The organism is Actinocorallia libanotica, from assembly GCF_039525175.1.
Classification (GTDB): Bacteria; Actinomycetota; Actinomycetes; order Streptosporangiales; family Streptosporangiaceae; genus Actinocorallia; species Actinocorallia libanotica.
In genome coordinates this window covers 36,760-57,972 of sequence record NZ_BAAAHH010000010.1, presented here as the reverse complement: position 1 = coordinate 57,972, position 21,213 = coordinate 36,760, and the positions used below count along the sequence as shown (strand labels likewise).

The following is a 21,213-nucleotide window of genomic DNA, read 5'->3' as shown; positions in this document are numbered from 1 at the left end:
GAAAGAGAACCCTCCATGCGCTACGCCGTGATCGGCGCCGGCGTCTCCGGACTCACGGCGGCCTACATCCTGCGCAATCTTGGACATCTCACGCTCTTCGAGGCCGATGAGCGCCTCGGCGGGCACGCCCACACCCACGACCTCGCGGCACCCGTCGACAGCGGCTTCATCGTGCACAACGAGTCCACCTACCCGCTGCTGACCCGGCTCTTCCGGGAACTCGGCGTGCGCACCCAGGACGCCGAGATGAGCATGTCGGTGTCGTGCGCGGGCTGCGGGCTGGAGTACGCCGGGGCGCGCGGGCCGCGCGGGCTGTTCGCCGGACGGAACGCCTCACCGGCCTACCTGCGGCTGCTCGCCCAGGTCCCGCGGTTCCACCGGGAGGCCAGGGCCCTGCTCGCGAGCGGGGAAGGCGACCCGACGGTCGGCGAATTCCTCGCCTCCGGCCGGTTCACCCCCTACTTCGTCCGCCACTTCGCGACGCCGCTGATCGCCGCGGTGTGGTCCTGCTCCCCCGGCACCGCCCTGGAGTACCCGGCCCGCCACCTGTTCGCGTTCCTGGCCAACCACGGGATGCTCTCGGTCACGGGGTCCCCGCAGTGGAAGACCGTCACCGGCGGCTCCCGCAGCTACGTGACACGCCTCGCCGACCGCCTGCCGCTGACCAGGACGAGCGCTCCCGTCCGCGCAGTGGTCCGGCACGCCGACGGCGTCGACGTCGTCGACCACTCCGACGTGCGCCACTCCTTCGACGCGGCGGTCATCGCCACCCACGCCGACCAGGCGCTGGCCCTCCTCCCCGACCCGACCGAGGCGGAGAAGCGCGTCCTCGACGCCTTCACCTACTCCCGCAACGAGACGACGCTGCACCGCGACACCGCATTCCTGCCCGAGGCCCGAGGAGCACAGGCCTCCTGGAACTACGCCATGGACGCCTGCGACACGACCCCCGACAAGGTCCGCGTCACCTACGACATGAACCGGCTGCAGCGCCTCCCCGGGCCCGACCGCTACCTCGTCACCCTCAACGGACCCGTCGCCGAGGAACACGTGCACGCCCGCATGGTGTACGAGCACCCGGTCTTCACGAAAGAGTCCGTCGCCGCGCAGAAGGAGCTTCCCTCGCTGCCCACCCCGCGGCTGGCGTTCGCCGGCGCCTACCACGGGTGGGGCTTCCACGAGGACGGCTGCCGCTCCGGCGTGGAGGCGGCGCGCGCGCTCGGGGTGCGCTGGTGAACCGCCCTCCGGCGCTCTACCGCTGCGACATCACGCACACACGCACCTCACCCGTCCGGAACGCCTTCAGGCACCGGACATACCTGTGGCTCGTGGACCTCGACGACCTGCCCTCATGGGGGCCGTTCGCCTCCTTCTCCCCCCGGGACCACTGCGGAGACCCTTCGCGCACCCTGCGCGAGAACCTCGAGGAGTTCCTCACCGGGCACGGGATCGCGTCCCCCGCGCAGATCCTCATGCTGTGCCACGCCCGGGTCTTCGGGTACGTCTTCAACCCCCTGACCGTCTACTGGTGCCGTGACGCTGCGGGGGAACCCCTCTGCGCCGTCGCCGAAGTCCACAACACCTACGGCGGACGCCACCGCTACCTGCTGCGACCCGGGCCCGGCGGAGAAGCCGAGGCCGCCAAGGACTTCTATGTCTCGCCCTTCCTTCCGGTGGCGGGCTCCTACCTGCTGAGCCTGCCGGAACCCGGCGCCCGCCTCGACCTCTCCGTCCGCCTCGAGACGCCCGGCGCACCGCCGTTCACCGCCGCGGTGCGCGGTGAGCGCCGCCCCGCCGCCTGGCCCGGCGTCCTGGCCGCCTTCCTCCGGCACCCGTTCGCGCCCCTGGCGGGAGCGGCCCGCATCCGCGTCGAGGGCGCCGGCCTCTACCTGCGCGGGGTGCCCCTCGTCCCGCGCCCCTCCCCCCCTCAAGGAGAAGCCCATGACCATGACCGCCGAAACGCCGGGGACACGCCGGTGGCCGGATCTGGAACCGGTCCCGCGCGCGCCGCTGCGGTCCCTGGCGGCGCGGAAGCTGCTCCGCAGGGCGGTCCGTGACCTGCCCCTCCGGGTCGAGCTCGTCGGCGGGCCCTCCTTCGGACGCGGCGGCCCCGTCCTTCGCGTCCTGCGGCCGGAGGCGTTCTTCACCCGGATCGGCGGATCCGGCCTGATCGGGTTCGGCGAGTCCTACATGGCCGGGGAGTGGGAGGCCGACGACCTCGTCGGGGTGCTCACCGTGCTCGCCTCCCGGGTGGGATCCCTGGTCCCGCGCGGAGTCCGGTGGCTGCGCCCGCTGGCGGTGCCCCGGCGCGGCCCCGCCGAGGACGGCACGCCCGGCAACGCCCGGCGAAACGTGAGCAGCCACTACGACCTGTCCAACGACATGTTCGCCCTCTTCCTCGACGAGACGCTCAGCTATTCCGCCGCGCTGTTCCCCCAGGAGCGGGGGCTGCCGGTCGCCGGCGACCTGGCCGCCGCCCAGCGCCGCAAGATCGACCGGCTGCTCGACCGGGCGGGCGCCGGACCGGGGACCCGGCTGCTGGAGATCGGGACGGGCTGGGGCGAGCTGGCAATCAGAGCCGCTCTGCGCGGCGCGGACGTGCGGACGGTCACGCTCTCGGCCGAGCAGCGCGGCCTGGCCCTGCGGCGGGCCGCGGCGGCCGGGGTGGCCGACCGGGTCCGGGTCGACCTGTGCGACTACCGCGACCTCACCGGCGAGTACGACGCGATCATCAGCGTGGAGATGATCGAGGCCGTCGGCCACCGGCACTGGAAGGCCTACTGCGCCGTCCTGGACCGGCTGCTCGCCCCGGGCGGGAAGGTGGCGCTGCAGGCCATCACCATGCCGCACGACCGGATGACCGCCTCCCGCGGCACCTGGACGTGGATCCAGAAGTACGTCTTCCCCGGTGGTCTGATCCCCTCCAAGAGGGCGCTGGAAGAGGCGCTTTCGACCACCGCCCTGCGCATCGGCGAGGACTTCCGCTTCGGCGCGCACTACGCGGAGACGCTCCGGCTCTGGCGGGAGGCGTTCGACGCGCACGGCTTCCAGGTACGGGAGCTGGGATTCGACACCACGTTCCAGCGCATGTGGCGGCTCTACCTCGCCTACTCGGAGGCCGGTTTCCGAGCGGGATACCTGGACGTCCGGCAGCTCCTGCTGACGCGGGAGGAGGCGCCGTGATCTGGGTGAACCTGCTGGTCGCCGTGCCGGTGGTGGCGGTCCTCGTCGGCGCCACCTTCGCACTCGGCGTCAGGCGCGACGTCCACAGCCTGATCGACGTCACCTGGGGCCTGCTCTTCGCCGCGGTCGCCGTGGTGAGCCTGGTCCTCTCGAGCGGCCACGGCGATCCCGTCAGGCGGTGGACCGCGGCGGCGCTGACCGTGGTGTGGGGTGTCAGGCTCGCCGTCCACCTGGGGCGGCGCAACTGGAGAGCGCCAGAGGACCCCCGCTACACCGACCTGCTCTCGGCCGCGCCGTCCAGCCGGGCCCTTTACGCAGTAAGGCGCGTCTACCTGCCGCAGGGGCTGTCCGCGCTCCTGGTCTCGCTGCCCGTCCAGGTCGCGATGTACCAGGACGCCCCGCCCGGGTTCTTCTTCTGGCTCGGCGCGTCCGTGTGGGCCGCGGGGTTCGCCTTCGAGGCGGTCGGCGACCACCAGCTCGCCGCGTTCAAAGCCGACCCGGCGAACCGGGGCCGCATCCTGGACACCGGCCTGTGGCGCTACACCCGGCACCCGAACTACTTCGGCGACTTCCTCGTCTGGTGGGGCCTGTTCCTCCTGGCCTGCGACGACCCCGCCGGCCTGGCCACCGTCGTCTCGCCGCTGGCCATGACCTGGTTCCTCACCCGCGTCACGGGCCAGCGCCTGCTGGACGCGCGGATGGCCGCCACCCGCCCCGGCTACCGGGAGTACATGGCCAGGACGAGCGGCTTCCTTCCACGGCCTCCCAGGATCAGGACTTGACCTCCAGCGCCACCACGCAGGTGTCGTCGTCGGTGTCCGACGCCCCCTGCCTCAGCAGGCTGTCCAGATGGGGCTCCAGCTCCACGCCGTCGGTCGCGGCGATCGACAGGAGGTGGCTCAGCGCCTCCTCGACGCTGCTGTCCCGGCGTTCGATGAGGCCGTCGGTGTACAGCAGGATGCGGTCCCCCTGCGCCAGCTCGACCGAGCCCTCGTCGAAGTCCAGGTCCGGCAGGACGCCCAGCACCACGCCGTCGATCGGCGGCAGCGGCGCCGCCGCCCCCTCGCGCAGCAGGATCGGCTGGGGGTGGCCCGCCCGCGCCCAGCGCAGCACGCCGTCCTCGGGGTCGAAGATCCCGCAGACCGCGGTGGCGGTGACGTTGTCGGTCAGGTGGACGGTGACGTTGTTCAGCCAGTACAGCAGCTGGGCCGGGCCCGCGCCGGTCGCCGACAGGCCGCGCAGCGCGTTGCGCAGCACCACCATGTCGGTGGCCGACTGGATGCCGTGCCCCGCCACGTCGCCGACGGAGATGAGGACCTTGCCCGTCGGCAGCGACAGCACGTCGTACCAGTCGCCGCCCACCAGCAGCTCGTTGCCGGCGGGCCGGTAGCGCACGCCGACCCGCAGCTGCGGGGTGTCCAGCGGGCCCTGGCTCGGCGGCATGATCGCGTGCTGGAGGCGGAGCGTGAGCTTGGCCTGCTCGGCCGCCTGCTGCTGGGTGTGGTTGAGCTCGTCGCGGGTCGCCTCCAGGGCGATCTCCGTCCAGTGCTGGGAGGAGATGTCCTGGTAGGCACCGCGGATCGCGATCGGCCGCACCCCGCCGTCCATGACGGGCTCGGCCGAGACCCGCATGTGCCGGTAGGAGCCGTCCTGGCGCTGGAGCCGGAACGCCGCCGTCGTGGCGTGCCCCTGGTCCAGCAGCGTGCTCAGGAACGTGCTGACCGCCGCGGCGTCGTCCGGGTGGGCCCTGCCGGGCAGCTCGGCCAGCGCCAGCGGGCCCGAGCCCGCCGGCAGCCCGTGCAGCTCGAACAGGTGGTCGTTCCAGATGATCTCGCCGGTGAGGAGGTTCTCCTCGAAGCCGCCGATCCTGCCCAGCCGCTGGGCGTGCTGCAGCAGCTCGGCCAGCCGCGTCGACTCGTCGTGCAGCCGCCACATCACCAGGAGGTCCTCGCCCTGGCGCAGGATGCTGTAGGTGGCCGGGCCCGAGAGCATCAGCTCGTCCACGTGCGCGAGCATCGGGGCGCTGACCCGGCGCAGCGCGTCACCGGTGGCGTGCACGTAGACGAGCTGCTCGAACAGCCCGCCGGCGCGGGCCGCCATCGGATACGACTCCAGGAAGCGGGTGCCCATGATGGCCGGGCGCGGCCGCCCGGCCAGGTCGGAGAACTTCTCGTTCACATGGTGGACGACGAAGTCGACGACCTGGTCCCCCTCCAGCACCGGCCGCAGCACCAGCGCCGAGTCCAGCGCCGCGTCCGCGAGGTCGGCGAGCGGGGAGACCTCCTGCGGCTCGCCGCCCGGCCGGTGGTCCAGGGTGTAGGCGCACAGCTCCGCCAGGGAGTCCAGCTGCCGGTGCACCGGCGCGGGCTGCTCCTCCAGCGGTCCGGGCCAGCAGACCTCCAGGACGCCCAGCAGCCTGCCGCCCGTGCCCGCGGGCACCGCGACCCGCGCGCCGACCGGGAACTCGGTGCGCCCGATCGAAGGCGGGTACTGCTGCCCGGCCGCCAGCCACACCGGCTGCCGCTCGGTGAGCGCCTGGCGGGCCAGGGTCGTGACGGCGGGCGGGACGTGCCGCCAGCGCCGCGCCTCCGGCGGGGTGAAGCCGGCGGCGCCGGCCAGCCGCAGCGAGCCGTCGGCGTCGGCCGCCCACACCGCGACGGTCTCGGCCTCCAGCTGCGCCAGCGCGTACTCCAGCAGCGAGACGGCCATCGCCTGGGTGTCGTCGGCGGCCAGCGCGGCGCTCTCGGCCGCCCGCATCCGCTCCTCGGCCGCGACCGGATCGCCGGGCTCCTCCTCCTTCGTCCCGGCGAGGAAGGCGTGGGCGACGGCGGCGAGCTCGCTCTTGGCCGCCTGCGCCACGATGTCCGCGGCGATCTCCAGCTGCGAGACGCCCGCGCGCTCGGCGAGGGAGTCCAGCTGCTGGTGCGCCGCGACGAGACCGGAGCCGAGCCGTTCGGCGAGCACGCCCGCCGCCAGTTCGACCAGGGCCCTGCCCCCGGTGGAGTACTGGGCCTCCCGCACCTCGCGGCGCAGCCGCTCGACGGTCGTGGCGAGCCTGCCGAAACCGTCGTCGAGCGGCTGCCCCCGGGTCCCGGGCGGCCGCACGGCTGAGGCTGAGGCGTCCATGGACATGGCGCTCACCGCTCCAGCAGCCGCTGGATGGCCGCGATGAGGAGGTCCGCGTCCACCGGTTTGGTCACGTAGTCGCTGGCGCCCGCCGCGAGGCTCTTCTCCCGGTCGCCCTGCATCGCCTTGGCGGTGACCGCGATGATCGGCAGGTCGGCGTACCGGGGCATCTCCCGGATCGCGGTGGTCGCCGCGTAGCCGTCCATCTCCGGCATCATCACGTCCATCAGGACGAGCTCGATCTCGTCGTGCGCCCGGAGGGTCTCGATGCCGGCGCGGCCGTTGTCGGCGTGCAGGACCCGCATGCCGTGCAGCTCCAGCATCCCGGTCAGCGCGAAGACGTTGCGGGCGTCGTCGTCGACGACCAGGACGGTCCGCCCGGCCAGGCCGCTCTCGCCCGCCGGAGGCTGCTGGGACTCCTCGCCCGCGTTCTCGGCGGCGGCCAGCAGCGGCAGGACGTCACCGGGCTCGGCCGCGGTGAGGTGCAGCGCGATGCGCTCGCGTAGCTCGTCCAGGCTCGGCAGCACCTCGATCGGGCGGTTGCGGGAGCGCTCCTGCAGCGTCCGCCGGATCTGCGGGTCCAGGCCCCGGTTGTTGTGCACCAGCACCGGCACCCCGGCCAGCGCGCTGTCGCCGTCGAAGGCCTCCAGCAGGCGCAGCGCCTCCCCGCCGGGCATGTCGAGCCCGAGGACCACGCAGTGGCAGGGCTCGGTCGCCAGCAGCGACGCCGCCTGGGTGGAGCTGACCGCGGTGAGTACCCGGGCCACCCCGAAGTCGCGTCCCGCCAGCTCGGCGACCGCGCTCTCGGCGACGAGGGTCAGCAGGCCGCGCGGCTGCTCCTCGACCACCAGCAGGCGGCGGACCAGCTGCTCGGGCTCGGCGGCCTCCGGCTCGGCCGCCACCGGGGCGGGGCCGACGGGAAGGGTCAGCACGGCGGGCTCCGCCGTCCCCGCCTCCTCCATGGCGGAGGAGAGCTCGAGACCGGTGGCGGCCACCGGGAGGTAGAGCGTGAAGGTGCTGCCCTTGCCGGGCACGCTCTGCGCGGTGATCGCGCCGCGCAGCAGGTAGGCGATCTCCCGGCTGATGGATAGGCCGAGGCCGGTGCCGCCGTACTTGCGGCTGGTCGTGCCGTCCGCCTGCTGGAACGCGCCGAAGATCGTCTCCAGCTGGTTCTCGGGGATGCCGATGCCGGTGTCGGTGACCCGGAAGGCCACGACGGAGCCGTCCCGCGCCATGTCCGGCGGCAGCTCCTTGTCCGAGGCCGGTTCGATCCGCAGCTCCACGCTGCCGTTCTCGGTGAACTTCACCGCGTTCGACAGCAGGTTGCCCAGGACCTGGCGCAGGCGTGCGTCGTCGGTGACGATCTCGTCCGGCACGCCCGGGGCGCTGGTGACCCCGAAGTCGAGGCTCTTCTGCACCACCAGCGGGCGGAACGTGGCCTCCACGTAGTCGGCGACCCGGCGCAGCGAGACCCGCTCGATGTTGACGTCCATCTTGCCGGCCTCGACCTTGGACAGGTCCAGGATGTCGTTGATCAGCTGGAGCAGGTCCGAGCCGGCCGAGTGGATGACGCCCGCGTACTCCACCTGCTTGGGGGTGAGGTTGCGGGTGGGGTTCTGGGCCAGCAGCTGGGCGAGGATGAGCAGGCTGTTGAGCGGGGTGCGCAGCTCGTGGCTCATGTTCGCCAGGAACTCGGACTTGTACTTGGAGGCCAGCGCCAGCTGCTGGGCGCGCGCCTCCAGCTCCTGGCGGGCCTGCTCGATCTCCAGGTTCTTGGTCTCGATGTCGCGGTTCTGGGTGGCCAGCAGCGCCGCCTTCTCCTCCAGCTCCGCGTTGGCCAGCAGCAGCTCCTCCTGGCGGACCTGCAGCTCCTGGGAGCGGGCCTGCAGCTCGACGGTGAGCCGCTGGGACTCATCCAGCAGCTCGTCGGTGCGGACGTTGGCCAGGATGCTGTTGACGTTGACGCCGATCGTCCCCATCAGCTGGTCGAGGAAGGCCCGCTGCACCTCGGTGAACCGGTGCAGCGCGGCCACCTCCAGGACGCCCAGGACCTGGTCCTCCACCAGGATCGGCAGCACGATGAGGCTGGCCGGGGCGGCGCCGCCCGAGGCCGAGGAGACGAGGTACCCGGCGGGCACGTCGTCCACGGCGATGGCGCGCCGGCTCCGCGCGGCCTGCCCCACCAGGGACTGGCCGAACCCGAGCCGCTCGGGCGCCCTCTGCGCGCCGGCCGTGCCGTAGGAGGCGATGAGCTGCAGCACGGGCCCCTCGCCGCCCTCCTCTGCGAGGTAGAAGGCGCCGTACTGGGCCGAGACCAGCGGCACCAGCTCGTCCATGATCAGATCGGCGACGGCCGAGAGGTCGCGGCGGCCCTGCATCAGGTCGGTGATCGCCGCCAGGCTGGACTTCAGCCAGTCCTGCTCCTGGTTGGCGCGGGTGCTCTCGCGCAGCGAGAGCACCATCGAGTTGATGTTGTCCTTCAGCTCGGCGACCTCGCCGGAGGCCTCCACGGTGATGGAGCGGGTGAGGTCGCCCTGGGTCACGGCGCTGGTGACCTCGGCGATCGCGCGGACCTGGCGTGTGAGGTTGCCGGCCAGCTCGTTGACGTTCTCCGTCAGCCGCTTCCAGGTGCCCGAGACGCCCTCGACCTCGGCCTGGCCGCCCAGGCGGCCCTCGCTGCCGACCTCGCGGGCCACGCGCGTGACCTCCGCGGCGAACGAGGACAGCTGGTCGACCATGGTGTTGATGGTCGTCTTCAGCTCCAGGATCTCGCCCCGGGCGTCGACGTCGATCTTGCGGGTGAGGTCGCCCTGGGCGACGGCGGTGGTGACCTGGGCGATGTTGCGCACCTGGTTGGTCAGGTTCGTCGCCATCGAGTTGACGTTGTCGGTGAGGTCCTTCCAGGTGCCCGCGACGTTGGGCACCCGGGCCTGGCCGCCGAGGTCGCCCTCGGTGCCGACCTCGCGCGCCACGCGCGTGACCTCGTCGGCGAAGACCGAGAGGGTGTCGACCATCGTGTTGATGGCGCCGGCGAGCGCGGCGATCTCGCCCTCGGCCTCGACGGTGATCTTCTGCGAGAGGTCGCCCTTGGCCACTCCCGTGGCCACCTGGGCGATGGAGCGCACCTGCGTGGTCAGGTTCGACGCCATGACGTTGACGTTGTCGGTGAGGTCCTTCCACGTGCCGGACACGCCGCGGACCCGGGCCTGGCCGCCGAGCTTGCCCTCGGTGCCGACCTCGCGGGCCACGCGGGTGACCTCGTCGGCGAACGCGCCGAGCTGGTCGACCATCGTGTTGATGGTCTCCTTCAGCTCCAGGATCTCGCCCCGGGCGTCCACCGTGATCTTCTGCGTCAGGTCGCCGCGCGCCACGGCGGTCGTCACCTGGGCGATGGAGCGCACCTGCGTGGTGAGGTTGCCCGCCATGGCGTTGACGGACTCCGTCAGCGCCTTCCAGGTGCCCGAGACGCCCTCCACGTCGGCCTGGCCGCCCAGGCGGCCCTCGCTGCCCACCTCGCGGGCCACGCGCGTGACCTCCGCGGCGAACGAGGACAGCTGGTCGACCATCGTGTTGACGGTGTTCTTCACCTCGAGGATCTCGCCCCGGGCGTCCACCGTGATCTTCTGCGTCAGGTCGCCGCGCGCCACGGCGGTCGTCACCTGGGCGATGTTGCGGACCTGGTCGGTGAGGTTGCCGGCCATGAAGTTCACCGAGTCGGTGAGGTCGCGCCAGGTGCCGCCGACGCCCGGCACCTGCGCCTGGCCGCCGAGCCTGCCCTCGCTGCCCACCTCGCGCGCCACGCGCGTGACCTCGTCGGCGAACGAGGACAGCTGGTCGACCATCGTGTTGACGGTGTTCTTCAGCTCCAGGATCTCACCGCGCGCGTCGACGTTGATCTTCTGGGTGAGGTCGCCCTCGGCGACGGCGGTGGTCACCTGGGCGATGGAGCGCACCTGCGTGGTGAGGTTGCCCGCCATGGCGTTCACCGAGTCGGTGAGGTCGGCCCACGTGCCGGACACCCCGGGGACCTCGGCCTGACCGCCGAGCCGCCCCTCCGTGCCGACCTCGCGGGAGACCCGCGTCACCTCGGACGTGAACAGGGACAGCTGGTCGACCATGCCGTTGAAGACGAGCGCGATCTCGCCCAGCAGCCCTTCCCCGTCGCTGGGCAGCCGGGTCCCGAAGTCCCCGTCCCGTACCGCCGTCAGTCCCGCGAGCAGCTGCCGCAGCTCTGGTTCCGCGACGCCGGCCACGCTCGTCGTAGTGCTGCTCATACGGCCCCTGCCGTCATCACTGGTTCCCATCTCCGGCCGGGCCTCGGAAGCACCTTGTGGCACCACCATCCCGAACCGTTATCAGTTTAAGACCCGATCTCCCTCGATCGGCCACATGTTCTAAACCTCCCGCCATCGCCGGCGCGGGTGGCGGGAGGGCGGGGGCAACGCGAGAGGCCGGATCCGTGATCGGATCCGGCCTCTGTCCCGGGTGGGCGATACTGGGTTCGAACCAGTGACCTCTTCGGTGTGAACGAAGCGCTCTCCCACTGAGCTAATCGCCCGGGTTCTGCTCTGCGGTCTCCCGCTCGGCGGTGGCCCTACATTAGCGCGAAACGGGGGTGGTTCGCACATCGATTGCGCCGGAGGGGCTCAGCGCGTGCTGGGGCGGCTCCAGTCGACGTTCCAGGGCAGCTCAGTGCCGACGTAGTAGAGGTAGGCGATGAGGGCCGCGGCGCAGACGAGGCCGAGCAGGACGGCGAGGATGATGTTGCGCCGCCGGGCGCGCGGGTCGAGCGCCTTCTCCTTGGCGCGCTCGGCGGCGGCCTTGGCCTTGCCGAGGGCGCGCTGGGCCCAGACGAACTCGGTGGCCAGGATCGCCAGGCCGACGACGATGGCGAGCATGCCGGGCCCCGGCATCACCATCATGACCACGCCGGCGAGCAGGACCACCGCGCCCACGGTGAAGACGCCGATCCGCCAGGTCGTGTAGAGCAGGGGATTCTGGCGCATGACCTCGCGGAAGCGGTGGTAGCGGCCGCCTTCGCGCAGCTCTTTTTCCTGGTTCATCGACACGCTTTTACCCTACGGGACGGGGCGGGGAGCAAAGAGCCGCACCACGGGTGACAGGGGGTCAAACCTTACCCCCCGCACGGAGATCGAGTTCCCCTTTCCTTCGCGTTTGTCCTGGTCATCGGCGTGTCGATCGCCCGAGAGGGGAAGTTCGCGCAAACGGCTGCTGGGAATGTTCTGACGACTTGCAGCAGTTACGTGTCTGAGATCGGGGGGACATCCGTTGAAGAGACGAAGTCCTCGAAGTCCTCATCATCGAGATCATCGAGATCGCTCACCACGGGCCCGACGCTGAAGGAATGGCGATGAACAGCAGCACCACCATCTCCGCCGAGCTTGGCCTTCGTCTCGTCGTGCCCGACCGCTCGACGGTCCCGCTCATGGCCACGCTCGAGTACGCGGCCGACGACCCGTACGCCATCAGGATGGCCTTCCACGTGGGCAACGAGGATCCGGTGGAATGGATCTTCGCCCGCGAGCTCCTCACGGTCGGCATCGAACGCAGGGCCGGGTTCGGCGACGTCCGGGTCTGGCCGTCGGGCCGGGAGGACGACAGGACGCTGCAGCTGGCGCTGTCCTCCCCGTTCGGGGACGCGCTGTTCGACGTCCCGCTGATCCCGATGGCCGACTTCCTGCACAAGACGTACGACATCGTGGCGGCGGGCCGGGAGTCGGAGTTCGTCGACATGGACACCGAACTCGAGCACCTGCTCTGGTCGTCCTGAGGGACGCCGCTCACGCCTCCCCGGTCAGCCTGGCGATCGCCCGCATCTTGTTCATCGCGTCCAGCGCCGCCACCTTGTAGGACTCCGCCAGCGTCGGGTAGTTGAAGACGGCGTTGACCAGGTAGTCGATCGTCCCGCCGCAGCCCATGACCGTCTGCCCGATGTGCACCAGCTCGGTGGCGCCCGTCCCGAACACGTGCACGCCCAGGAGCCTGCGGTCCTCCGGGGAGACCAGCAGCTTGAGCATGCCGTACGAGTCGCCGATGATCTGGCCGCGGGCCAGCTCGCGGTAGCGGGAGACGCCCACCTCGAACGGCACCCGCTCCCGGGTCAGCTCGTCCTCGGTGCGGCCCACGAAGCTGATCTCCGGGACGGTGTAGATCCCGATCGGCTGGAGCCCGTGCATGTCGGCCACCGGCTCGCCGCAGGCGTGCTGCGCCGCGACCCTCCCCTGCTCCATGGAGGTCGCCGCCAGCGCGGGGAAGCCGATCACGTCGCCGACCGCGTAGATGTGCGGGACCGCGGTGCGGTAGTTCTCGTCCACCGAGATCCGGCCGCGGGCGTCCGCGGCCAGCCCGGCCGCCTCCAGGCGCAGCTCGGCCGTCTTGCCCTGCCGCCCGGCCGAGTACATGACGCAGTCGGCGGGGATGCGCTTGCCGCTCTCCAGGATGGTCAGCGCCCCGCCCGCGCGCCGCTCCACCGCCGCCACGCTCTCGCCGAACCGGAACGTCACCGCCAGGTCGCGCAGGTGGTACTTGAGCGCCTCGACGATCTCCAGGTCGCAGAACTCCAGCATGCGCTCGCGCCGCTCCACCACGGTGACCTTGGTGCCCAGCGCCGCGAACATCGAGGCGTACTCGATGCCGATGACCCCGGCGCCGACCACCACCATGGTCTCCGGGACGCGGTCCAGGTGCAGGATCGCGTCGGAGTCGATGACGGTGCGGTCGTCGAACTCCACGCTGCCGGGGCGGGCCGGGGACGTCCCCGTGGCGATCACGATCCGCTCGGCGGTGACCTTGCGCTCCTCGTCGCCCTCGCCCAGGACCCCGACGGTGTGCTCGTCCAGGAAGCGGCCGGTGCCCTGCAGCAGGGCCACCCGGTTGCGGGTGAGCTGGCTGCGGATCACCTGGATCTCGCGGCCGACCACGTGCCGGGTGCGCAGGCCCAGGTCGGCGACGGTGATCTCGTCCTTGACGCGGTAGCTCTGGCCGTACAGCTCGCGCTGGTTGAGGCCGGTGAGGTAGAGCACCGCCTCGCGCAGGGTCTTGGACGGGATCGTCCCGGTGTTGATGCAGACGCCGCCCAGCATGTGGCGCTTCTCGATGATCGCTGCTCTCCTGCCGAGCTTGGCCGCGGCTATCGCCGCCTTCTGGCCGCCCGGCCCCGACCCGATGACGAGGAGATCGAAGTCATACACGCCGTCCAGTCTGAACCCCGGGCCTTCCCGAGATAAGGCCTTGGACGTAACAAGCCTCATACTTCGCCTCAAGGGTCGACCTTTCCGCACCCCGGGTGTCGACCTTTTCCCCTTCGCGTTCCCCTTCGCGCCTCAGGGGTCGACCTTTTCCGCCGCGCGGAGGGCGAAGGCCTCCTGCGCCTTGCGGGTGACGGGGCCCACCGGCAGCTCCCGGCCGTCGATCAGGGCGATCGGCTGGATGTCGCGGGTCGTGGACGTGAGGAAGGCCTCCTCGGCGTCGGCGAGCGCGGCCAGGGGGACGTCGACCTCCTCGGCGCCGATCCACTCCAGGACCAGCGCCCGGGTGACGCCGGCCAGGCAGCCGCTCGCCAGGGTCGGGGTGACCAGGCGGCCTCCCAGGACGAGGAAGATGTTCGAGCCGGTGCCCTCGCACAGGTTCCCGGCGAGGTTGCCGAAGATCGCCTCGCCCGACCTGCGCTCCTTGGCGTAGGCCAGGGCCACCACGTTGTCGGCGTAGGAGGTGGTCTTGAGGCCGGTGAGCGGGCCGTGCTCGTTGCGCGGCCAGGGCACCGAGGTGACCGCGGCCGTGGCGGGGAACGGCTTCTGCTCGCCCGCGATGATGATCGTCGTGGGGCCGTCGGGACCCCGGTCGGAGCCGAGCGGGCCGGGGCCGCCGGTGTAGCTGATCCGCAGCCGGCCCAGCTCCCACGGCTCGGCGGCGGCCAGCACCTCGGCGGCTCCCGCGCGCACCAGCGCCTCGTCCGGCTCGGGCAGCCCCAGGCCGCGCGCCGAGGACGCCAGGCGCTCCAAGTGGCGGGTCAGCGCGAACGGCTCGCCCCGCACCAGCTTGACCGTCTCGAACACGCCGTCGCCCACGGTGAGGCCGTGGTCGAAGACGCTGACGGTGTCCCTGCCGAGCTCACCGTTGATCCAGACCTGCACCCGCCACCTCCAGGAGGTTCTTCGCCTTCAGCTCCGTCTCCCGCCATTCTCTCGCGGGATCGGAGCCCCACGTGATGCCCGCCCCCGTGCCGAACCGCAGCAGCCCGTCCTCCACCCAGAACGTGCGGATCCCCACGGCCAGCGCCGCCGTGCCGCGGTCGGCGTCCACCCAGCCGACCGCCCCGCAGTACGGGCCGCGCGGCACCGGCTCCAGCCGCTCGATCAGCTCCAGCGCCGACGACTTGGGCGCGCCCGTCACCGAGCCCGGCGGGAACGTCGCGGCGATCAGCTCCGGCCAGCCGGCGGCCGTGCGGGCCCGCACCGTCGAGACCAGGTGCACCAGGCCCGGATGGGCCTCCACGGCGCACAGCTCGGGCACCTCGACCGTGCCGGGCCGCGCCACCCGGCCCAGGTCGTTGCGGACGAGATCGACGATCATCACGTTCTCGGCCTCGTCCTTGGGCAGCAGGTCCGCCTCGGTGCGCCCGGTGCCCTTGATCGGCCGGGACGTCACCAGCTCCCCGTCCCGCGCCAGGTACAGCTCCGGGCTCGCGCAGGCCACCTGGAGGTCCGGCAGGCTCAGCGTCATCGCGTGCGGCGCCGGGTTGCCCGCGGCCAGCCGCCGCCCCAGCCCGGCGATCTCCCCGCGCACCGGCGCGGACAGCACCCGGCACAGGTTGGCCTGGTAGACGACGCCCTCGGCGATCGCGGCGCGGATCTCCGCCACGCCGCGCTCGTAGGCCGCCCGGTCCAGCGAGCTCGTCCACTCCCCCGGCGCCGCCCACGCCCCGTCGGGGTGCGGCGCCGGACGCACGTGCTCGAACCTGGCGCAGACGGCCTCGCCCTCGTAGGTGACCACCACCGCCCACCAGCCCCGCGTCCCCAGCACGCGGAGATCGTCGGAGACCTCGGCCAGGCCGGTCGCCAGCAGGCCGTCCACATGGGCGAACGCTTCCATATCGCCCAGTCTCCCGCCCCCGCCGACCCGGCGCATCCCGCCCCCTCCGGTATTCGGTTTGGCACCCGGGCCGGAGTTTGGCTATGGTTTTCCTCGTCGCCAACGGAGGGGAAGCCCCCCGGAAAGCACACGCGGAAGTGGCTCAGTGGTAGAGCATCACCTTGCCAAGGTGAGGGTCGCGGGTTCGAATCCCGTCTTCCGCTCGGAGAGGCCGCGAGGCCTTACCACGGTGGAGTGGCCGAGAGGCGAGGCAGCGGCCTGCAAAGCCGTGCACACGGGTTCAAATCCCGTCTCCACCTCGCAGTACCCTGGACGATTAGCTCAGCGGGAGAGCGCTTCCCTGACACGGAAGAGGTCACTGGTTCAATCCCAGTATCGTCCACTGCTCGGCCCCGTGGGCCATCGAATTCCGTTCGATGACCCACGGGGCCGCTGTGTTTTTCGGGTCTCCCGCGCCTCTCGGCGGGGTTTCGCCCTCGCGGCCCTGTCACCGTCAAGCGCCGTCACCTTGTCCGCAACCGATGGGCGCCGGTTTCCCGTACCCCACGGAGCGTGGATCTCCTGATCGAAACCGGGTGTGGAATTCCGGCTGGATCAGATGCGGAATTCCCCGCTCAACCTGTTCGATGCGGGGTTCCCCGCCTCACCGGCAGTGGCCGCCGTGTCCGTGACCCGGTGATTCACAACCCGCTCGGATGCTCGGAGAGCCAGGACGCATAGCGGGACTTCAGAGCATCACGCTCCCGCACCGTCGCGGCGATGACGTCCCCGCCTCCGTCATACGGGTGGTAGAGCCACCTCAGGTCCGGCGGGGAGATGATCGCGTGGCCGAGCCGCTCGTCGGCCACGCCCCGGAGGAACGGATCCAGCGTCGCGCTCCCGTAGACGACTTCGCTGACATAGAGCTTCAAAGGGATCTCGAAGAACGAACGCTCATCGGGCATGACCGTCAGCCACGGGACCGCGCCCGGGTGGTCCGGACCCGGGCGGTCCGGGTCTGGACGGTCCGGGTCTGGGTGGTCCGGATGAGGAGACGCGGGACCTTCGGCCTCCTCGAAGTAACCGGCGATCAGGCAGAGCCGGTCCTCGACTCCCAGTGCCCGGAGCAAGGTGCGATGACGGTCGAGGACGACGCCGTACTCTGCTTCGGTCTCCGCATAGCGCTTCGATTCCGGAAGGCTGTGGAACCTCACCCAGCGATCCGCGAAACGCTCACGGAGCTCGTACCCGACCGGCGAACCACCCCACCGGGCCCGCCACACCGCCGTGAGCCCCGCCAGATCGCCTTCGGTCACAAAACTCCCCCAAACGCGCGAAACAGACGACCTCATGGTGCCAGGTGAGCCGTTCACCCCGCTGCGCCAACGACAGGTGGATCCCGGCCTCCACAGGTCAAAGCACTCGGGAACGAGCCCGGTCACATGCGGCAGCCCCAGGACACGGCTCCCGGAGAGCCATCCGGCGCGTGGTGGAGGAGGTTGGCCGACACGTCGCTTCCGGCCCTCGAGACCTGACGGTTGCCGTAGATCCTCGAACTACTCCTCCCTCGCGGTCAGGGAGACAGATGAACAGATGAGAAGGAGAGCGGCCCTTGGAGGCGGGGCGATCCGCTTCCAAGGGCCGCTTGGTCATATCGGGAACAGGGTGCCGGGCCCTCTGATCGGGGGCCTGGCCGTCTAATCAGAAGCCGGGCCCTCTGATCAGGGGCCGGGCCGCTCGTCCGGCCGGAGGTGCTCCGGGCCGGGCGGGTGGGTCAGGAGACGGGTTCGAGCTCCTCTTCCGAGCTGGGGTCCTTGGTTCCGGTCGCCTTCTGCGCGGCCTTGGCGGCCTTGCGGGCCTGGCGGGACTCTCGGTGGGTCTCGACCATGGTGTAGAGGACCGGGATGAGGACGAGGGTGAGGGCGGTGGAGCTGAGCAGGCCGCCGATGACGACCACGGCCAGGGGCTGGGAGATGAAGCCGCCGGAGGCGGTCAGGCCCAGGGCCATGGGGATCAGGGCGAAGATCGTGGCCAGCGCCGTCATGAGGATGGGGCGGAGCCTGCGGCGGCCGCCCTCGGTGACGGCCTCGGCGACGCTCATGCCCTGGGCGCGGTACTGGTTGATCAGGTCGACCAGGACGATCGCGTTGGTGACGACGATGCCGACGAGCATCAGCATGCCGATCATCGCGGCGACGCCCATGGGGACGCCGGTGATCAGCAGCAGCAGGATCGCGCCGGTGGCGGCGAACGGCACCGACACCAGCAGGACCAGCGTCTGGCGGATGCTGCCGAAGGCGGCGACCAGCAGCAGGAAGACGATCGCGATGGCGGCGGCGATGGCCAGGCCCAGCTGGGCGAAGGCCTCCTCCTGGTCGGCGGTGACGCCGCCCAGGGTGTAGGTGACGCCGTCCGCGGGCTTCAGGGAGTCCAGCTTCTTCTGGATCGCCTGCGACGCCTTGGCCAGGTCGTCGCCGACCGGGACCGCGGTGACGGTGGCGGTGCTCTCGCCGTCCTGCCGGGTGCGCTCGACCGGGCCGTCCACCTGGGCGACGGTCGCCACCTGGCCGAGCCGGACCGCGCCGCCCGGCACGCCCGGGACCCGCAGCGCCTTGAGCTCCTCGACCGAGGCGGGCGCCTGGGCCGAGGCCCGGACGACGACGTCGGTCTCACCGCGCTCGAGGTTGACGGTCGTGACCGTGTTCCCCTGGACGGCCTGCGCCACCACCTGGGCCAGAACCGCGTCGCTCAGCCCCATCCGCGCCGCGGAGTCCTTGGCGCGGACGCTGAGCATCGGCACGCTCTCGGACAGGTCGCTGCCGACGTCCTTGACCTCCGGCACCCCGGACAGGGCGTCCTGCAGCTGCTTGACGGCGGTGGCGCGCGCCTCGTCGTCGGGGGCGTCCACCTGCACCTCGACGTTGTTCCCGCCGCCCATGCCGGTGTTGGGAGCGACCTTGAGCTCACCGGCGCCGGTGAGCGCCTTCAGGTCGTCCTCCAGCACGGACTGGACGCGGTCGGAGTCGGCGTCCTCGGCGAGGGCCACGCTGTAGGTGGCCTCGCTCGAACCGCCGCTCATCAGCGCGCCCATGATGCCGCCCGGGGAGCCGACGGTCACCTGGTAGGACTCCACGCCCTCGGTGTCGGCCAGGACCGCCTCGACCTTGCGGGTCGCCGCGTCGGTGGTCTCCAGCGCGGTGCCCGCCGGCAGGGTCTGGGTGACGCTCAGGGACTGGGTGCCCGAATCGCCGAGGAAGTCGGTCTTCAGGCCGAAGGCGAGCACGATGGTCAGGCCCAGGACGAGCGCGGCTCCGGCCAGCACGGTCTTGCGGAACCGCACGGCCCAGCCGATCAGCGGCACGTACACCAGCTGCAGCACGCCGGTGCGCTCCTCCTCCTCGACACGGCGGCGGAACACCTCGGGGTCGTCGCCGACGTCGGGGACCTTCAGGAACCAGTACGCCAGCACCGGGATGATCGTCAGGGAGACGACCAGGGAGGCGATCATCGCCACGGTGACGGCGATGGAGAACGAGCCGAACAGCTCCCCGACCATGCCGCCCACCAGCGCGATCGGCAGGAACACCGCGACGGTCGTGAGCGTGGAGGAGGTGACCGCGCCGGCCACCTCGCGGACCGCGTCGAGGATCGCCCGGCGCTTCTCCTCGCCGTAGCCCAGATGGCGCTTGATGTTCTCCAGCACCACGATCGAGTCGTCGACGACCCGGCCGACGGCGATGGTCAGGCCGCCCAGGGTGAGCATGTTGAGCGAGTAGCCGTTGAACTTCAGCACGATCAGCGCGACCACCAGCGACAGCGGGATCGAGATCGCGGTCACCAGGGTGGAGCGGGCCGAGCGCAGGAAGAGCACGATCACCAGGACGGCCATGACCAAGCCGAGCAGGCCCTCCTCCAGCAGGCCGAGGACGGCCTCGCTGACGGCGGGCCCGGTGTCGGAGACGATGGTGATCTCGGCGGTGCCGCCGAGCGCCTTCTCCAGCTCGGGCAGGAGGTCGCGCACGTCCCCGGAGACCGACGAGGAGCTGCCGTCGCGGTCGAGCATGAGGGAGATGCCGAGGCTCTCCTTGCCGTTGGTGCGGGTCTTCGAGGTGGCGTCGGCCTCGACCAGGGAGACCGACGCGACCGAGCCGAGCTGCACCGGCGTCTTGGACCCGGTCAGCCACAGGTCCTTGATCTGCTGAACCGAGGTGATCGGCCCGCCGATCTGGACGCTCAGGCTCTGCTCCCCGGAGGTGATGGCCCCGCCCGGAGCGGTACGGCCCGCGGTGCTCAGCGCGGTGCCGAGCGCGGAGGCGTCCAGACCGCTCGCAGCGAGTTTGGCCGGGTTCGGCATGATCCGTACGACTTGCTCGCGCTCACCGGAGACGGTGACCTCGTTGACGCCGTCCACGGACCGCAGTTCCGGCGCCACCTTCGCCTCGACCGCGGCCGCGAGCCCGTCGAGCCCGCCCTGGCCGCCGGAGGTGACGGCGAGCGTCATGGTCGGCAGGTCGTCGGTGGAGAACGTCATCACCTCGGGTGTGACGCCGGCGGGCAGCCTGCCCGAGATCCGGTTGACCGCCTGGCGGACCTCCGTGACGAGGGTGTCCGAACCGGTGCCGTACTCGAACATCAGCGCCACGGTCGCCATGCCCTGCCGCGACGTCGCCGTCATGGACTCCAGGCCGTCGATGCCCTTGACCGCGTCCTCGAGCGGTTCGACCACCTGTTCCTCCACCACCTCGGGCGAGGCGCCCGGGTAGGGGGCCATCACGAGGCTCGCGGGGACGGAGATGTTGGGCAGCAACTGCTGCTGCAGGGTGGGGATCGCATACGCGCCGAGCGCGAGCAATCCGAGGGTGATCAGCAGCACCAGCTTGCGGTGCGTGAGACTGATCTTGGACAGCCAGGACACGGTGGGACTCGTTTCGCGCGGGGAGTCGGACTCGGGTTTCACGGTAAGGCAAGGTCAGGGGCGCGCCGGACGCCCTGTGGACAAGCGGTGGATCACCTCGGGGGTTCTCCCCCGATCCCGGTGATCTGTTCGAGTTCGGCGAAGGTGAGGGCGGGCTCGGGCAGCGGGGTGAGGCCGGGGCGGGGGCGCAGGCCGTCCAGGACGAGGGTCAGGTAACGCCGCCACACCTCGGGCCGAGCGCTCTGGGCCAGGAGGCCGACGGAGCCGATCATCCCGTGGAGGAGGGGGATGTCGGTGGGGCTGAAGTCGGCGCGCAGCACCCCGGCCTCCTGGGCGCGGTGGACGATCGCTTCGGTGAGCGGGACGAGCCGGTCGCGGATCCGGCCCAGCCGGTCGTGGGCGTAGGCGTCGGAGAGCATCACCTCGCGCAGCCCCTGGTCGCAGGCCATGTGCTCGGTGCCGTCGACCAGGAAGTCGACGAAGGACCTCCAGGGGTCGGCCTCCTCCAGCGCCTGCTCCGCCCTGGCCACCAGGAGGTCGATCTCCTCGGCGAACAACGCCTCGACGAGGTCCTCCTTGCCGGGGAAGCGCCGGTAGACGGTGCCGACGCCGACTCCGGCGTGCCGGGCGACGTCGTCGAGGGTGACGTCCAGGCCGTGTGCGGCGAACAGCTCGCGAGCGGCCGCCAGGATGCGGCGGCGGTTGCGCTCGGCGTCCTTGCGCAGAGGACGGTCCTCCCCCGGGGTGCGGGAGGCCACAGGCGGTTCCATATCGCCCATCCTACGCAAACGGAGGACATGCCTCCGCTTCTACCGCGCTCGGCCACCTCGGAGGAGCCTCCTCCGCTTCTACTGCGCTCGGCCGACCCTGCGGAGCCTCCTCTGCTTCATTCGTTTCGT

The 21,213-nt window shown here is 71.4% G+C and carries 14 protein-coding genes and 4 tRNA genes; 8 read left to right on the top strand and 10 right to left on the bottom strand.

All coding sequences use genetic code 11. The features are described from left to right. Positions 1–15 precede the first annotated feature (15 nt). Genes ABD140_RS14630 through ABD140_RS14615 form a run of 4 tightly spaced genes read left to right on the top strand, consistent with a single transcriptional unit; the run spans position 16 to position 3,965 of the window. Positions 16–1,236 carry an NAD(P)/FAD-dependent oxidoreductase gene (locus ABD140_RS14630; RefSeq protein ID WP_344240935.1) on the top strand — a complete coding sequence of 407 codons (1,221 nt, stop codon included), beginning with the start codon at positions 16–18 and terminating at the stop codon, positions 1,234–1,236. Continuing rightward, positions 1,233–2,057, top strand: a complete 825-nt coding sequence (locus ABD140_RS14625; RefSeq protein ID WP_344240933.1) for a DUF1365 domain-containing protein — start codon at positions 1,233–1,235, stop codon at positions 2,055–2,057. The genes ABD140_RS14630 and ABD140_RS14625 overlap by 4 nt, the downstream gene beginning before the upstream one ends. Beyond that, a complete protein-coding gene (locus ABD140_RS14620) occupies positions 1,942–3,183 on the top strand; it encodes a class I SAM-dependent methyltransferase (protein WP_344240931.1) in 1,242 nt (413 codons plus the stop codon). The genes ABD140_RS14625 and ABD140_RS14620 overlap by 116 nt, the downstream gene beginning before the upstream one ends. Then, on the top strand, positions 3,180–3,965 hold the full coding sequence (locus ABD140_RS14615) for a DUF1295 domain-containing protein (RefSeq protein ID WP_344240929.1): 786 nt from the start codon (positions 3,180–3,182) through the stop codon (positions 3,963–3,965). The genes ABD140_RS14620 and ABD140_RS14615 overlap by 4 nt, the downstream gene beginning before the upstream one ends. Here the strand turns inward: ABD140_RS14615 and ABD140_RS14610 are convergent. From ABD140_RS14610 to ABD140_RS14595, 4 genes are all read right to left on the bottom strand, one after another. After that, on the bottom strand, positions 3,955–6,315 hold the full coding sequence (locus tag ABD140_RS14610; RefSeq protein ID WP_344241233.1) for a SpoIIE family protein phosphatase: 2,361 nt from the start codon (positions 6,313–6,315) through the stop codon (positions 3,955–3,957). The genes ABD140_RS14615 and ABD140_RS14610 overlap by 11 nt on opposite strands. 5 nt (positions 6,316–6,320) lie before the next feature. After that, a complete protein-coding gene (locus ABD140_RS14605; RefSeq protein WP_344240927.1) occupies positions 6,321–10,583 on the bottom strand; it encodes a HAMP domain-containing protein in 4,263 nt (1,420 codons plus the stop codon). A gap of 212 nt (positions 10,584–10,795) precedes the next feature. Further along, positions 10,796–10,867: transfer RNA gene (locus tag ABD140_RS14600), tRNA-Val, on the bottom strand. Between the two features lie 88 nt (positions 10,868–10,955). Next, positions 10,956–11,372 carry a TIGR02611 family protein gene (locus ABD140_RS14595; RefSeq protein ID WP_344241231.1) on the bottom strand — a complete coding sequence of 139 codons (417 nt, stop codon included), beginning with the start codon at positions 11,370–11,372 and terminating at the stop codon, positions 10,956–10,958. Between the two features lie 308 nt (positions 11,373–11,680). Here ABD140_RS14595 and ABD140_RS14590 point away from each other — a divergent pair, with 308 nt between their 5' ends. Further along, the gene (locus tag ABD140_RS14590) at positions 11,681–12,100 is read left to right on the top strand and encodes an SsgA family sporulation/cell division regulator (RefSeq protein ID WP_344240925.1); all 420 of its coding nucleotides are present in this window, start codon (positions 11,681–11,683) and stop codon (positions 12,098–12,100) included. A 10-nt stretch (positions 12,101–12,110) separates the two neighbouring features. On the opposite strand, the gene sthA is transcribed toward ABD140_RS14590, so the two are convergent. From sthA to ABD140_RS14575, 3 genes are all read right to left on the bottom strand, one after another. Further along, positions 12,111–13,520, bottom strand: coding sequence for a Si-specific NAD(P)(+) transhydrogenase (gene sthA / locus ABD140_RS14585; RefSeq protein WP_344240923.1), 1,410 nt, complete (start codon positions 13,518–13,520; stop codon positions 12,111–12,113). A gap of 132 nt (positions 13,521–13,652) precedes the next feature. Then, positions 13,653–14,462: an aminotransferase class IV gene (locus ABD140_RS14580; protein ID WP_344240921.1), complete on the bottom strand. Its 810-nt coding sequence runs from the start codon at positions 14,460–14,462 to the stop codon at positions 13,653–13,655. Then, positions 14,440–15,420, bottom strand: coding sequence for an anthranilate synthase component I family protein (locus tag ABD140_RS14575; protein ID WP_344240919.1), 981 nt, complete (start codon positions 15,418–15,420; stop codon positions 14,440–14,442). Before ABD140_RS14575 ends, ABD140_RS14580 begins: the two co-directional genes overlap by 23 nt. A 131-nt stretch (positions 15,421–15,551) precedes the next feature. Here ABD140_RS14575 and ABD140_RS14570 point away from each other — a divergent pair. From ABD140_RS14570 to ABD140_RS14560, 3 genes are all read left to right on the top strand, one after another. After that, positions 15,552–15,623 (top strand) — tRNA-Gly (locus tag ABD140_RS14570). 25 nt (positions 15,624–15,648) lie between these two features. Beyond that, positions 15,649–15,719 (top strand) — tRNA-Cys (locus ABD140_RS14565). Between the two features lie 11 nt (positions 15,720–15,730). Beyond that, a tRNA-Val gene (locus ABD140_RS14560) sits at positions 15,731–15,802 on the top strand. A gap of 298 nt (positions 15,803–16,100) precedes the next feature. Here the strand turns inward: ABD140_RS14560 and ABD140_RS14555 are convergent. The 3 genes from ABD140_RS14555 to ABD140_RS14545 all read right to left on the bottom strand — a co-directional run bounded on the left by ABD140_RS14555 (position 16,101) and on the right by ABD140_RS14545 (position 21,084). Continuing rightward, on the bottom strand, positions 16,101–16,715 hold the full coding sequence (locus ABD140_RS14555) for a DUF3885 domain-containing protein (RefSeq protein ID WP_344240917.1): 615 nt from the start codon (positions 16,713–16,715) through the stop codon (positions 16,101–16,103). Positions 16,716–17,173: 458 nt separating this feature from the next. Beyond that, positions 17,174–20,314 (bottom strand): efflux RND transporter permease subunit, encoded by a 3,141-nt coding sequence (locus ABD140_RS14550; RefSeq protein WP_344240915.1) that lies wholly within the window; start codon positions 20,312–20,314, stop codon positions 17,174–17,176. 92 nt (positions 20,315–20,406) lie between these two features. Next, complete coding sequence (locus ABD140_RS14545; protein ID WP_344240913.1) at positions 20,407–21,084, bottom strand: TetR/AcrR family transcriptional regulator; 678 nt, start codon at positions 21,082–21,084, stop codon at positions 20,407–20,409. Positions 21,085–21,213: the final 129 nt, after the last annotated feature.

Bases quoted from the DNA above. Each gene is read 5' to 3' on its own strand.
- ABD140_RS14545 (WP_344240913.1), bottom strand. From the start codon at position 21,084: ATGGAACCGCCTGTGGCCTCCCGCACCCCGGGGGAGGACCGTCCTCTG.
- ABD140_RS14595 (WP_344241231.1), bottom strand. From the start codon at position 11,372: ATGAACCAGGAAAAAGAGCTGCGCGAAGGCGGCCGCTACCACCGCTTC.
- ABD140_RS14610 (WP_344241233.1), bottom strand. From the start codon at position 6,315: ATGTCCATGGACGCCTCAGCCTCAGCCGTGCGGCCGCCCGGGACCCGG.
- ABD140_RS14620 (WP_344240931.1), top strand. From the start codon at position 1,942: ATGACCATGACCGCCGAAACGCCGGGGACACGCCGGTGGCCGGATCTG.
- ABD140_RS14630 (WP_344240935.1), top strand. From the start codon at position 16: ATGCGCTACGCCGTGATCGGCGCCGGCGTCTCCGGACTCACGGCGGCC.
- ABD140_RS14575 (WP_344240919.1), bottom strand. From the start codon at position 15,420: ATGGAAGCGTTCGCCCATGTGGACGGCCTGCTGGCGACCGGCCTGGCC.
- ABD140_RS14605 (WP_344240927.1), bottom strand. From the start codon at position 10,583: ATGAGCAGCACTACGACGAGCGTGGCCGGCGTCGCGGAACCAGAGCTG.
- ABD140_RS14590 (WP_344240925.1), top strand. From the start codon at position 11,681: ATGAACAGCAGCACCACCATCTCCGCCGAGCTTGGCCTTCGTCTCGTC.